This is a genomic window from Rhizobium sp. B230/85 (genome assembly GCF_019355735.1).
GTDB lineage: Bacteria > Pseudomonadota > Alphaproteobacteria > Rhizobiales > Rhizobiaceae > Rhizobium > Rhizobium rhododendri.
Window position 1 is genome coordinate 1,020,549 of record NZ_CP072157.1, and the last position, 14,095, is coordinate 1,034,643.

Consider the following 14,095-nt stretch of genomic DNA (forward strand, 5'->3'; position numbering starts at 1 on the left):
GGCCGCCCGAGGTCAATCGGGCGGCGCAAGGCGGTGGGAGGATGGGTTTTACTTGCTGTCGGCGATGACTTTCTGCGTATCGGCCAGCGAGTACTCGACATTGGCGACACCCCCCGAGGGGGTGGTCGCAAGGTTGGCCTCGAGATTGTCCTGGTTGATTGTCAGGAACGGCACCACCAGGTCCTTCTTCACGGTCTTTCCGTCGAGGATCTGTTGCGCGACCCAGAAGGCCAGCGTCGAAACGCCGGGAGCGATGGACACCGACATGGTTTCGTACTTGGTGGCGTCCTTCTGCTTCTTCCACCAGACGAGTTCATCCTGGCGATTGCCCATGACGATGGTCGGGATGGGACGTTTTGCCGCCTCGAAGGCCTGGGCCGCGCCATAACCGTCGCCACCCTGTGTCACGACGGCTGCCACTTCCGGCAGGCTCGGCAGGATGCCGGCAACGGCCTTCTGCGCAACATCCTGCGCCCAGTCGCCGTGAACCGAGCCGACGATCTTGAACTGCGGAAATTTGGCGACGCCCGCATGGATACCGGCGGAGATTTCATCGTCGACGGAGACGCCGGCAAGGCCGCGGATCTCAAGCAGGTTACCACCGGCGGGGATCTTCTTGGCGAGGTAGTCGACCTGGCTTTCGCCCATGCCCTTGAAGTCGACGGCGATGCGCCAGGCACAGGGTTCGGTCACGATGCCGTCGAACGAGACGACGACGATGCCGGCATCGCAGGCCTCCTTGATGGCGCCATTCAGCGCCGTCGGCGACGCCGCATCGATGACGATGGCGTTGTAACCCTGAAGGATCATGTTCTGGATCTGGGCTGCCTGCTCGGTCGCCTGGTTTTCAGACGTGGTGAATGGGTCTGCGGCAGCGACGACGCCGGACTTGACGGCTTCGCCGGTGACCTTTTCCCAGCTGGTCAGCATGGCCTGGCGCCACGAGTTTCCGGCGTAATTGTTGGACAGCGCAATCTTCTTGGCGGACGTGTCGGCCATGGCAGCTGCGGGCAGCGCCACGCAGGCAAGCGTTACCGACGTCAGAAGCAGATTTCTGAAATTCATTGTCTCTCTCCCTGTTGACCCGAAATCCCCTCCCGGGCGGATAGTTTGTGTCAAACGTCGAGTTCCTCCTCTCGACCCCATCAGAATGTTATAGATTGGCGGGGTTGTATAGTAACAATGCGGCATTGCATTTGCGGCAATTCCTGTAATTGCTGCGGGATCCTGCAGGACGGGGTGCCACCACCTGGCGCTTACTGGGCAGAACGGACTGAGCCGCGACCTGGGAGGGAACGGCTGGAGGAGGAACCATGCTCAAGTTGGCGCCCTCGGCGCTTCTCGACCATTATCTCGGAATTTCCCGCGTGCTGGCGGGACAGCTGGAGTTCCGCTCTGCCATTCGCGCGGTGGCAGCGGAGATCTCCCATATCATTCCCCACGATCATCTGGACGTCTGCATCATCATGCATGGCGGCAAGTATCACACCGCCTACGAGACCGGCATTGAAACCGCATGGGGCAACAACCCGCCGGCGCTGGTGTCGGGAAGCCCCATCCGCAGCCTTCTCTGGGGCGAGGTCGGCTACCTCCTGACCGACGATGCCTGCGTCGATCCGCGCTTCAACTTCGACGGTGCCTTCGTGCGCCCAATCTTCGACCAAGCCCTGCGCAGCCGCCTGCATGTTCCGCTCAAGGTCGAGGGTGACGTGATCGGCGCGCTCAGCTGCTCGGCGCACGCCGTTGCACTTTATGGCCTCGACGACGTGGCCAATGCACGGTCGATCGCAGACCTGCTGTCGCCCTATTTCTTCGCCTTGCGCGCCGCCGAGCAGGCCCAGCAATGGGCGATCGTCGAGGCGGAAGCGCGAGCCCGCGAAGAGGGCCTGCGGCTCGGCGCGCTCAAGTTGACCGAGGCGCTGGAACTGGAGCGCCAGCGGATCGGCATGGATCTTCACGACCAGACATTGGCGGACCTGACCCGACTGTCGCGGCGCCTGGAGAGGTTGACCCACGAGCAGAAGATCTCCGGCGAGGCGCTGGAGCCGCTGGCCCGCAGTCTGCAGCATTGCATGCAGGACCTTCGCCAGATCATCGAGGAGGCCAAGCCCTCCGTGCTGCAGCTGTTCGGTTTTGCGCAGGCAGTCGAAAACGAGCTGGATCGTTCGATCCGGGATAGCGGGTTGTCAATAGCCCAAAAGCTCGTCGACAACACCGGCGGGGTAATCGACAGACTGGAGCCGACGGTTAGCATAGCGCTGTTCAGGATCGTGCAGGAAGCCATCAACAATGCTGTGCGTCACGCGCAGGCCGACCACATCACCGTAACGCTGACGGGCCGGGCGGACGGCATTTCCATCGAGGTACGCGATGACGGCATCGGTATCGACAGGCCGGGCCGCCGCCGTGGCGCCGGCATCGACAATATGCAGACGCGCGCGCAGCTGATTTCCGCTGGATTTTCCGTCGGCGACGGGCGCCAAGCCCGCGGCTCCGTCGTGTCCATCCACCTGCCCATCGCAGAACAGCCGTCCCCTCGTGACGGCAAATCGAGGCTGCACGCATGAAAGTTCTGATTGTCGAGGACGATCCCCTGCATCGCTCCTATCTCCACGAGGCAATCGGCGCCTCCCTGCCGGAATGCGAAACAATCCTGGAGGCGCAGAACGGCAAGGAGGGCGAGAAGCTGGCGCGGGAAAACAAATCCGCCCATGTCGTCATGGATCTGCAAATGAACAACCGCAACGGCATCGAAGCCGCGCGAACGATCTGGAACGAGCGGCCGGACACGCGCATCCTCTTTTGGTCGAACTATTCCGACGAGGCCTATGTGCGCGGCGTATCGCGTATCGTGCCGGATGGAGCCGCCTATGGCTACGTTCTCAAGTCGGCCTCCGACGAACGTCTGAGGCTGGCGTTGCGCAGCATCTTCATCGAGGCGCAATGCGTCATCGACCGCGAGGTTCGCGGCATGCAGCAGAAGAGCCTCGGCCAAGCAAAGGGGTTCAGCGATACGGAATACGAGATCCTGGTGGACATAGCTTTGGGGCTGACCGACCGCACGATCGCCCGTCGGCGAAACCTATCGCTGCGCAGCGTCCAGAACAGGCTGCAGCAACTCTACGAAAAGCTTGAGGTTTACCAAAATTCCGCCGAGGATCATGAGGACGGTCGCTTCAATCTGAGGGCCAGGGCGGTGACCGTCGCAATGTTGCGCAAATTGTTGAACTACAGTGCCCTGGAGCGCGCAGAGACGGAACTCTCCGAATGGCTTGCCTCCCTGTGAGCCGCGCCGGAGTGAACATCTGAGCGACTGGCAATTCCCGATGGCCTCGCGCCGTAAAAGTCTGAAGACAAGGAGTTATAAAATGGCAAAGGAAATTTTCTGCAGCTTCGGCATCGATGTCGATGCGGTCGCCGGCTGGCTCGGCTCCTACGGGGGCGAGGATTCGCCGGACGATATTTCGCGCGGGCTTTTCGCCGGTGAAGTTGGCAGCCCACGGCTTGTGAAGCTGTTCGACCGGTTCGGCATCAAGACGACCTGGTTCATTCCCGGCCATTCCATCGAAACCTTTCCAGAGCAGATGAAGGCCGTCGCGGATGCCGGCCACGAGATCGGCATCCACGGCTACACCCATGAAAATCCGATCGCCATGACGCGCGAGCAGGAGGTCGAGGTGCTCGACCACTGCATCGATCTCGTTACCAAGCTCTCCGGCAAGCGACCGACCGGCTATGTCGCACCATGGTGGGAATTCTCCAACGTCACCAACGAATTGCTGCTGGAGCGCGGTATCAAGTATGACCACTCCCTGATGCACAACGACTTTACACCCTATCGCGTCCGCGTCGGCGACAGCTGGACGAAGATCGATTACTCGAAGAAGCCGTCGGAGTGGATGGTACCATTGAAGCGCGGCCAGGAAACCGACCTCATCGAGATCCCCGCCTCCTGGTATCTCGACGACCTGCCGCCGATGATGTTCATCAAGAAGTCGCCCAACAGCCACGGCTTCGTCAACCCGCACGACATCGAGCAAATGTGGCGCGACCAGTTCGACTGGGTCTACCGCGAGATGGACTATGCGGTCTTTCCGATCACCATTCACCCCGATGTCGCCGGGCGCCCTCAGGTGCTGATGATGCTGGAGCGCCTGTTTGCCCATATGAGCAAGCACCCCGGCGTCAAATTCGTCACCATGAACGAGATCGCCGACGATTTCGCGGCCCGCTTTCCGCGCAAATCCTAGAAGGCGGACAGATCGATGTGCTCGCTTTGCGGCATTCTCGGGGGCAACGAGCATTGGGCCGATGCCATTGCCCGTCCCGGCGTCTACACGCGCAACACCGAGCGCATCGATCGGCGGCGGGAAAGGGCGGCGCGCGTGCGCATCGCCAACCGCGTGCTGGCGGCCTTCGGCCTTTCCCTCTCGGACTGGCAGGGCACATCGTTTCTGCTGTCCACCCGGACCGGCAAAACCGAGATCATCGAGGATCTCGGCCATTTGTGGCCGGCAGCCGAGACGCTGGCGGGCAGGCCGCTCGATCCGCTGGCGCTACCGTTGCTCGACAGGCTGGAGGCGGAGGCGAATGGCTGATGATTACCCCGCCTTCACACCGGTCAATCTCCTGACCGGCTTTCTGGGCTCGGGCAAGACCACACTGCTTCGCCGTATGCTGGGGGATCCGGCCATGGCCAACACCGCCGTTTTGATCAACGAATTCGGCGAAATCGGCCTTGATCATCACCTGCTCGAGCGGATCGACGAGACCATGGTGCTGCTGCAATCGGGCTGTCTCTGCTGCACCGTGCGCGGCGAACTGGCCGAGGCACTGCGCGACCTCCACGCCAAGCGAGACGAGGGTCTCGTGCCCGCCTTCGACCGCGTCGTCATCGAAAGCACCGGCCTTGCCGATCCCTTTCCCGTATTGTCGACTCTGAAGGCCGACCCGGTTCTGCGCCATCACTTCAAGGCAGCGACCACCATCGCAACGGTCGATGCCGTTAACGCGACTGTGCAGCGCAGCCGTGCGGAATTCGCGCGCCAAGTGTCGGTTGCCGACCGTATCGTGCTCACCAAGACCGACCTTTCATCACTGTCACAGGAAGACAGTGCGGTTGCGGCCATCCGCGCGCTCAATCCGGATGCGACGATCCTGCGCGGCGCTGGTGACGATCTCGATCTACGACGTCTGCTGGTCGATGATGCCAGCGGAGAGATGAGCCTGTTCCGCTGCGACGAGCCGCTGGTCGGCGATGGTTCGATCCACACGGGAAAGATCCAATCCTTCGTTCTTAAGGCAGAGACCGCAGTCGATTGGACCGCCTTCGGCATATGGCTGACGATGCTGCTCAATCGCCATGGGGACAGGATCCTCCGGGTAAAAGGCATCCTCAATGTCGCCGGCGAGCCCCGGCCCGTCGCCATCCACGGCGTCCAGTATCTCGTGCATCCGCCAACACATATGCAGGCCTGGCCCTCGCAGGACCGTCATTCGGCCGTTGTCTTCATCGTCGACGGCATCGACCCTTCTCTGATCGTTCGATCCTTCCAAGCCTTCAATGCCCTCGGCTGACGCCTGATCGTCTCGCCTGCCCATATAATCGTCATCTGCCACCGATACTGTGTGCAGTTTTGAGTGCTGATCCAAATAACCCTGAGATTTCAACCCCAAAAAACTGGCACGGGGTTTGCTTGTCTTATTTCAGAGTTGGTGGCTAGGGTTCCGGCGCTATCATGGCGTGCTGGTCCGAGAGCTACCACCGGTCGGGAGAGAAATCCCGCCGGGTGCACGGCGGGAGAAAAGCCCGGGAGACCTCGTTAGCCAAGGGATTGGCTGCGTGAGTCTGTGCCAATCCCTTTTTGAGTTACAGCAAAAGGGGAATTGTCATGCAGAGCATTTCGAAAGCATTTTCCGTCGCGGCCTTGGCTGCCTCTCTGGCCATCGGCCTTGCACAGGGTGCGGCTGCCGCTCCGAAAACAGAATTCAAGGTCGCCTGGTCGATCTATGTCGGCTGGATGCCGTGGGGCTATGCGGCAGATCACGGCATTGTCAAGAAATGGGCCGACAAATACCGCATCAAGATCGATGTCACGCAGTTCAACGACTATGTCGAATCGATGAACCAGTACACCGCAGGCGCCTTCGATGCGGTCACCCTCACCAATATGGACGGCCTGTCGATCCCGGCCGCCGGCGGCGTGGACACTACGGCTGTCATCGTCGGCGACTTCTCCAACGGCAATGACGCGGTTATCCTCAAAAGCAAGGACAAGCTCGCCGACATCAAGGGGCAGCCCGTCAATCTCGTCCAGTACTCGGTCTCCGAATATCTGCTGGCTCGCGCATTGCAGAGCCTCAACCTGACGGAAGCGGACATCAAGGTCGTCAACACCTCCGACGCCGATATGGTTGCCGCCTACAAGACAGCCGACGTCTCGGCAGTTGTCACCTGGAACCCACTGGTCTCGACCATTCTCGAAGACCCGACGGCCAAGAAGGTTTTCGACAGCTCGCAGATCCCGGGCGAGATCATGGATCTCATGGTCGCCAACTCCACCGTGCTGAAGGAAAACCCGAATTTCGGCAAGGCTCTTGCTGGCATCTGGTACGAAACGGCAGCCTTGATGACGGCCGAAAGCGACGAAGGAAAGGCAGCCCGTCTCGCGATGGGAACAGCGTCCGGCACCGATCTCAAGGGCTTCGAATCGCAACTTTCCGCCACCAAGCTCTTTTCCAAGCCTTCCGACGCGGTGACCTTTACGGCTTCGGCCACCCTGCCGAAGACCATGGATCTCGTCCGCAACTTCCTCTTCACCAAGGGCCTGCTGGGCAGCGGTGCGGCATCCGCCGATGTTATCGGCATTGAAATGCCGGACGGCAAGGTGCTCGGCGACAAGGGCAACGTCAAGCTCCGCTTCACCGAAACCTACATGAAGGCCGCGGCCGACGGCGCGCTCTGACCGCCATGCAGGAGCGGCGCGCCCGTGCCGCTCCCGTCCACTCGAAACGCGGAGCCAACGCCTTGCGATGGATCAACACCAAGCCCAGCCCGGGTGCCCGGCTGGCATTGACACTGCTGCCATTCGCCCTGCTTGCGGTCGCCTATACCGTAGGGTCGGTTGCGCGGCTCGCCGAGAATGCCAATGACAAGCTCTTGCCCGGCCTTACGCAATTTGCCGATGCGATAAACCGGATCGCCTTTCTGCCGGATACGCGCACCGGCGACTATCTCTTCTGGGGCGATACCGCCGCAAGCCTTGAGCGTCTTCTGGCCGGCCTGGGGATTGCGACGGCGATTGCGCTGGCAATCGGCATGGCGATCGGCATGCTGCCTTATCTCCGCGCATTGCTTTCGCCCTTCGTCGCCGTCATCTCCATGGTGCCGCCATTGGCGCTGCTTCCGATCCTATTTATTGTGCTGGGGCTTGGCGAAACGTCGAAGATTGCCCTCATCGTGATCGGGATCGCGCCGACGATGATCCGTGACCTCGCCCTCCATGCGCTCGAGCTGCCCCGCGAGCAGATCGTCAAGGCGGAGACGCTCGGGGGCTCGTCCTGGCAGATCGCCCTGCGCGTCGTGCTGCCGCAGATCCTGCCACGCCTGATCATCAGCATCAGGCTGCAGCTCGGCCCGGCCTGGCTGTTCCTCATCGCTGCCGAGGCGATTTCGTCCGATGCCGGGCTCGGCTACCGGATATTTCTGGTGCGCCGTTATCTCTCGATGGACGTGATCTTTCCCTATGTCGTGTGGATCACGCTTTTGGCCGTCATCGCCAATGTCCTGCTCGATCAGATCCGCATCGCCGTCTTTCCCTGGTCCGCACTGGAGAAACAGGGATGAGCGCACTGGTCATCGAAAACGTCTGGAAAGAATACGGCGATCAGATCGTCCTGGAGAACGTCTCGCTGACGGTCGAGCCGCGCGCCTTCGTGGCCCTTGTCGGCCCGTCCGGCTGCGGCAAGAGCACGTTCCTGCGCATGCTGCTCGGACAGGAGCAGCCGACGCGCGGACGCATCTTGCTGGATGGAACGCCGCTGCCGTCTGAACCCGGACGCGATCGCGGCGTCGTCTTCCAGCGCTATTCGGTCTTCCCGCATCTAACCGTGCTCGGAAACGTGCTCCTCGGCAAGGAAATGACCGCCTCGCCGCTCACGGCAAAGCTCAGGGGCGCCTCGCGCCGGCGGGCGATAGAGGAGGCACGGGCGCTGATCGCGGAAGTCGGGCTTTCCACATCGGAAACCAAATATCCAGCCCAGCTGTCCGGCGGCATGCAGCAACGCCTCGCCCTTGCGCAGGCGCTGATCATGACACCGAAGGTGCTGCTTCTCGACGAGCCCTTCGGCGCGCTCGATCCCGGCATCCGCGCGGAAATCCACACGCTGATGAAGCGCCTCTGGCATGAGACGCAGATGACCGTCGTCATGGTGACCCACGACATGCGGGAGGCCTTCACGCTCGCCACGCGAGTCATTGCCTTCGAGCGGCCGCGCGATCGGCCGGAGGAGAAAATCCGCTACGGCGCGACGATCACCAACGACATCTCGATCTGGCCGCCGCGGCGCGCCGGATCATCGATAGCGTCCAGCCCTGACCGGGACGGCCCGGTTCCCTCTCTGGGCCCTCGCCAGGACGACCTGGCAATCCGTGAGACAGAGGAGAAATAGCCATGCACATCCATCGCACGACTGACGAGATAGCAGCAGACCGGGCGCGCTACGAAGAGCACCAGCGCCGCGGCCTCGACTTTGCGCCAAAGACCCTGCCGGCGCCAAGCCCGGTGCCGGCCCCGGAAATTCCCGCTAACACGATCATCCATCAGGAGGTCATTCCGGGCGGATGGTACTGGTCCACGTTGCTCAAGCGTGGTGAGGGGCTGAGGATCGACCAGAAGGAGGGCACGTCGACAGTCGCCCTCGTTGCCTGGAATGCTGCCGACACCAGCGAGCGCCTGAACCTTGTCGACACAGCCAAAATCCAGTGGACGACGGCGCTTAGCAAAGGCCGCGTGCTGTTTTCCGACATGGGCCGTGTGATGTTTTCGATCACCGAAGATAGCGCCGGTACCCATGATTGCCTGATGGGCGGCTCGAACGCCGCCTCGAATGCGATGAAATATTCGGGCGTCAAGACACGCAACACCAGAGACAACCTCGTTCTGCTGGCTGGCAAGCTCGGCCTCCAGCGCCGCGACATTCCCGGCATGCTGAACCTGTTCGCACCGGTCAGGCTCGACGAGGACGGGGGGGTCCATTGGCAGAAGAAGCTTCCAAACAGCGGCGACTATGCCGAGTTGCGGGCGGAAATGGACCTTCTCGTCGGCTTTTCCAACTGCCCCCATCCGCTCGACCCAAACCCCACCTATGCGCCCACACCCGTGACCATCACCCGGTTTCGCGCCCCCGCACCGACCGGTGAGGATCTGGCAAGAACGGCAACTGCCGAGGCCATCCGTGGCTTCGAGAACAACGCCATGATGCAGGCTTGAGGGAGCGCGACCATGACAGACTTTATCCAGACCTCCATCGCCCGCACGATCGACAACGCCGTCGCCGATCATCGCATCCCCGCCGAGGCACCCTGGTCGGGCATCGTGCGCAAGGGACAGACAATTCGCATCGAGGACAGCTACGGGCAGCAGGCCATCGACACCCTGTTCTATCGTGCCGATGATTTTTCTGAGCGCTATTCCAACCAGGATACGATGCGCACCCAGGGTGCCGCCTATGTCAGCGTCGGAACCCGGATCGTTTCCAGCGAAGGCAACGTGATGCTGACGATGACGGCTGACAGCTGTGGTCGTCACGATACGTCCGCCGGTGCGTGTTCCTGCGAAAGCAATACGGTCCGCTTCGGTCACGGCACCAAATACCTCCACGCCTGCCGCGACAACTTTATTCTGGAGGTGACGAAGCATGGCATGGACAAGCGCGACATCGTCCCGAACATCAACTTCTTCATGAACGTGCCGATATCGCCCGATGGCAAGATGACCATCGTCGACGGCATTTCGGCGCCAGGGGATTATGTCGAGCTAGTGGCCGAGATGGACGTCCTTTGCGTCATCTCAAACTGCCCTCAGGTCAACAATCCCTGCAACGGCTTCGACCCGACGCCCATCCGTGTCCTCGTCTGGGATCCCGAGGTCTGACGCATGTTCAAGAAAGTCCTGATCGCCAACAGGGGCGAAATCGCCGTCCGGATCATCCGGACACTCAAGCAAATGGGAATAGCATCCGTCGCCGTTTATTCCGATGCGGACAGGTTCTCCCTGGCCGCGCGTGTCGCCGACGAAGCCGTCAGGCTCGGGCCGGCCGTGGCCACGGACAGCCACCTCAACATCGACGCCGTCATTGCGGCCTGCAGGCAGACCGGTGCTGAGGCTGTCCACCCGGGCTACGGCTTTCTCTCGGAGAATATCGGCTTTGCCGAGCGCTTGGCAGCAGAAGGCATCGCGTTTATCGGGCCGAGGCCGGAGCACCTGTCGGCTTTTGGCCTGAAACACACGGCAAGAGCGCTCGCGCAGGCAAGCGGGGTCCCGCTGCTGCCCGGCAGCGGATTGCTGGAAAGCCTGCAAGAGGCATGCGCCAAGGCAGCCGAGATCGGCTATCCCGTCATGCTGAAAAGCACGGCGGGTGGCGGCGGTATCGGCATGCAGCTCTGCCACGACGAGGCCGCACTGAAGGCAGCCTTCGAAGGGGTGCGTCGTACCGCCAATGCCAGCTTTGGCGATGCCCGCGTCTATATCGAACGCTTCGTTGCCAACGCTCGACATATCGAGGTGCAGATCTTCGGCGACGGCAAGGGGAACGTCGTCGCTCTCGGTGAGCGCGATTGCTCTTTGCAGCGGCGAAACCAGAAGGTCGTCGAGGAGACCCCTGCCCCCGGCATTTCCGCAGATGTCCGCGCGCGCCTCCACAAGGCCGCTGTCGACCTCGGTGCTTCCATTTCCTATTCTTCCGCCGGCACCGTGGAGTTCATCTACGATCCACGCCGCCAGGAATTCTATTTTCTCGAGGTGAACACCCGCCTGCAGGTGGAACATCCCGTGACCGAAGCCGTCTTCGGCATCGACCTCGTCGAATGGATGATCCGGCAGGCAGCCGGCGAAGATGTTCTGTCAAAGGCGATGGATCTGCGCCCGAAGGGGGCGGCCATCGAGGTGCGGATCTACGCCGAAATGCCGCATGCGGATTTCCGCCCGAGCGCCGGCCTTTTGACCGAGGTGGCATTCCCCGCCAATGCGCGCGTTGACAGCTGGATCGAAACCGGAACGGACGTCACCCCCTTCTACGACCCAATGCTGGCAAAACTCATCATTGCCGCCGATGACAGGGAGACGGCCATCGAAAAGCTCAAGGCCGCGCTTTCGGAAACCGCGATTTGGGGCATCGAGACCAATCTCGACTATCTGCGAAAAATCGCCGCCTCCGAATTGCTGGCCAGCGGCAATGTCGCGACAACCGCATTGCGTGACTTCGCCTTCATCCCCGATATCATCGAGGTGCTGGTGCCCGGCGCCCAGTCCAGTATTCAAGAATTGCCGGGCCGCCTTGGCCTCTGGCATGTCGGGGTGCCGCCGAGCGGACCGATGGACGAGCGCTCGTTCCGGCATGCAAACCGGCTTGTCGGCAACCATGACGACACGGCCGCGCTGGAGTTGACGGTCTCGGGACCGACATTGCGCTTTTTTACGCAGACGTCGATAGCCCTGGCCGGTGCAGAAATGGCCATGAGCTGCGACGGCACGCCCTTGCCGCATGGTGAGCGGGTCGTCATTCCTGCAGGCGCCGTCCTGACCGTCGGCAACATCAGCGGCCCCGGTCAGCGCGCCTACCTGGCCGTCGCCGGAGGCTTTGCGGCGCCCACAGTGCTTGGCTCGCGCGCAACCTTCACGCTCGGCCAGTTCGGTGGCAATGCGACCGGCGCGCTGAAGACCGGGCATGTCCTGCATCTCGCCCGCCATGAAAAGACGCAGGCGCCCAAGCGTGCGGAGGCGCCGGCGGAGCTGACGAACGCCTGGAATGTCGGGGTGGTCTACGGCCCGCACGGGGCGCCGGATTTCTTCCAGCCGGGCGATATCGACGCGCTCTTTTCCCTGCCCTACGAGGTGCATTTCAACAGCGCCAGAACGGGGGTCCGGCTCCTCGGCCCCACGCCAAAATGGGCACGGACCGATGGCGGACAGGCAGGGTTGCATCCCTCCAACCTGCATGACAACGCCTATGCTATCGGCGCCATAGACTTTACCGGCGACATGCCGATCATCCTTGGTCCGGATGGACCAAGCCTCGGCGGCTTCGTATGCCCCGCCGTGATCGCGCGCGACGAACAATGGAAGATGGGCCAGTTCAAGCCGGGCGACACCATCCGTTTCCATCCGGTGGTGCGTCCTGACGATCCCCTGACCGCACCGGCCGCGCTGGCCGGCGCGACCGAAAGGGGATCGGCCATCGTCGGTACGTTCGACAAAGCGCCGGTGACGGTCGTCTATCGCCGGCAGGGGGACGACAATCTCCTTGTCGAATACGGGCCCATGGAGCTGGACATCGCGCTTCGCCTGCGCGTCCATCTGTTGATGAACGCCGTCAGGGACGCGCGCCTTCCCGGCCTGATCGATCTCACGCCGGGCATTCGATCCCTGCAGATCCATTATGACGGCTCGACGCTGACGCGTCGACGATTGCTGGGCCTGCTGGCGAATCTCGAAGCCGGGCTTCTTCCGGCCGAACAGGTCACGGTTCCAAGCCGGATCGTCCATCTGCCACTTTCGTGGAATGACCCGGACGCCGAGCTGGCGATGCGCAAATATCAGGAGCTCGTGCGGCCGGATGCGCCCTGGTGCCCCTCCAACATCGAGTTCATTCGCCGGATAAATGGGCTGGCGGACGAGCAGGCGGTCAAGGACATCGTCTTCGATGCCAGCTATCTCGTACTGGGGCTGGGCGATGTCTATCTCGGCGCGCCGGTGGCAACGCCGGTCGATCCAAGGCACCGCCTCGTGACCACAAAGTACAATCCGGCGCGCACCTGGACGCCGGAAAATGCCGTCGGCATCGGCGGCGCCTACATGTGCATCTACGGCATGGAGGGGCCGGGCGGCTACCAGCTCTTCGGCCGCACGATACAGGTCTGGAATACCTGGCGGCAGACGCCTGTCTTTGACACGGGCAAGCCATGGCTTCTGAACTTCTTCGACCAGATCCGCTTCTTCCCCGTCAGCCACGAGGAACTGGCCGAGGCGAGAGCCGCCTTCCCTCACGGCGGCTACCCGATCCGCATTGAGGAGACCGAATTCTCCTATGCCGACTACGCGCTCGAACTGAGCAAGAACGCCCAGTCCATCGAAGCATTCAAGCACCGGCAGCAGGCGGCATTCGAGACCGAGAGGCAGCGCTGGAAAGCCGAAGGTCTCGACAGCTTCGTGACAGACGATGGCGGCAGAGAGAGCTTCGATGGAGATGTGCCCGAGGGCTGCTTCGGCGTTGCCAGCAGTGTACCCGGCAATATCTGGAAACTGCTGGTAGAGCCCGGTTCCCATGTGTCGGCGGGCGATACCGTTGCTATCATCGAGTCGATGAAGATGGAGATCAACGTCACGTCCCACGTGGCTGGGCGGGTGCGTGAACTCCGGGCCGCTCCGGGGCGTACGGTGAAGGCCGGAGACCTCCTGATTGTGCTGGAGGAGCCCTGACCAAGGCTGCCTGCACCGGGGACGGGGACCGCCGAGACCGAGACGTCGCGGCAGTCTGATGCTGGCGTCCCCCCAAGGTGGATCGACTGAGTGTGCGCCGGCATGCGAGGGCGCGCGCGCCATCGGTCGTAAAAAGAGGTGCAAGAACGCAATGCCACGCCCTTGAAGCTTGGTGAGCACTGCCTCATATGAGGATCAACCCATGGTCCGGGCCCCTCTGGCAGTCGCTTCCGGCGCGTCTGTGATGTCGGACCCTCCCGACAGACGATGCCGGACTAGGACCGAGGGACATGTCTCTTTTCCCACCGCACCCTGCAGGCCGGTCTCATGACGGACCGATGGTCTCTGCCGACTATCCGCCGTCCCAAACCGGCATCGGCTGGAAAACATCCGTTCGA

General features: G+C 62.1%; 12 protein-coding genes and 1 riboswitch. Of the genes, 11 read left to right on the forward strand and 1 reads right to left on the reverse strand.

The genetic code is table 11. The features are described 5' to 3' along the window. Positions 1-48 precede the first annotated feature (48 nt). Positions 49-1,065, reverse strand: a complete 1,017-nt coding sequence (locus J5289_RS22775; protein ID WP_143123288.1) for an ABC transporter substrate-binding protein — start codon at positions 1,063-1,065, stop codon at positions 49-51. Positions 1,066-1,313: 248 nt separating this feature from the next. On the opposite strand from J5289_RS22775, the gene J5289_RS22780 reads away from it, so the two are divergent. The 11 genes from J5289_RS22780 to uca all read left to right on the forward strand — a co-directional run bounded on the left by J5289_RS22780 (position 1,314) and on the right by uca (position 13,697). Then, positions 1,314-2,567, forward strand: a complete 1,254-nt coding sequence (locus J5289_RS22780) for a sensor histidine kinase (protein ID WP_142831371.1) — start codon at positions 1,314-1,316, stop codon at positions 2,565-2,567. After that, entirely contained in the window at positions 2,564-3,286 is a 723-nt protein-coding gene (locus J5289_RS22785; RefSeq protein WP_111221423.1) for a response regulator transcription factor, read from the forward strand. The genes J5289_RS22780 and J5289_RS22785 overlap by 4 nt, the downstream gene beginning before the upstream one ends. 82 nt (positions 3,287-3,368) lie before the next feature. Continuing rightward, the gene (locus J5289_RS22790) at positions 3,369-4,250 is read left to right on the forward strand and encodes a polysaccharide deacetylase (protein ID WP_142831370.1); all 882 of its coding nucleotides are present in this window, start codon (positions 3,369-3,371) and stop codon (positions 4,248-4,250) included. A gap of 15 nt (positions 4,251-4,265) precedes the next feature. Further along, positions 4,266-4,598, forward strand: coding sequence for a hypothetical protein (locus J5289_RS22795; RefSeq protein ID WP_142831369.1), 333 nt, complete (start codon positions 4,266-4,268; stop codon positions 4,596-4,598). After that, positions 4,591-5,577, forward strand: coding sequence for a GTP-binding protein (locus J5289_RS22800; RefSeq protein ID WP_209188003.1), 987 nt, complete (start codon positions 4,591-4,593; stop codon positions 5,575-5,577). Before J5289_RS22795 ends, J5289_RS22800 begins: the two co-directional genes overlap by 8 nt. 131 nt (positions 5,578-5,708) lie before the next feature. Next, positions 5,709-5,818, forward strand: a riboswitch (guanidine-I (ykkC/yxkD leader). A 73-nt stretch (positions 5,819-5,891) separates the two neighbouring features. Then, positions 5,892-6,965 carry a putative urea ABC transporter substrate-binding protein gene (locus J5289_RS22805; RefSeq protein ID WP_209188004.1) on the forward strand — a complete coding sequence of 358 codons (1,074 nt, stop codon included), beginning with the start codon at positions 5,892-5,894 and terminating at the stop codon, positions 6,963-6,965. Positions 6,966-7,027: 62 nt separating this feature from the next. Next, a complete protein-coding gene (locus tag J5289_RS22810) occupies positions 7,028-7,846 on the forward strand; it encodes an ABC transporter permease (RefSeq protein WP_209207194.1) in 819 nt (272 codons plus the stop codon). Then, positions 7,843-8,670: an ABC transporter ATP-binding protein gene (locus J5289_RS22815; RefSeq protein WP_142831365.1), complete on the forward strand. Its 828-nt coding sequence runs from the start codon at positions 7,843-7,845 to the stop codon at positions 8,668-8,670. Before J5289_RS22810 ends, J5289_RS22815 begins: the two co-directional genes overlap by 4 nt. Positions 8,671-8,672: 2 nt before the next feature. Beyond that, complete coding sequence (locus J5289_RS22820) at positions 8,673-9,491, forward strand: urea amidolyase associated protein UAAP1 (RefSeq protein ID WP_209207193.1); 819 nt, start codon at positions 8,673-8,675, stop codon at positions 9,489-9,491. 12 nt (positions 9,492-9,503) lie between these two features. Beyond that, on the forward strand, positions 9,504-10,154 hold the full coding sequence (locus J5289_RS22825; protein ID WP_142831363.1) for an urea amidolyase associated protein UAAP2: 651 nt from the start codon (positions 9,504-9,506) through the stop codon (positions 10,152-10,154). Positions 10,155-10,157: 3 nt separating this feature from the next. Further along, positions 10,158-13,697, forward strand: a complete 3,540-nt coding sequence (gene uca, locus J5289_RS22830; RefSeq protein ID WP_209207192.1) for an urea carboxylase — start codon at positions 10,158-10,160, stop codon at positions 13,695-13,697. The last annotated feature ends 398 nt before the right edge of the window (positions 13,698-14,095 follow it).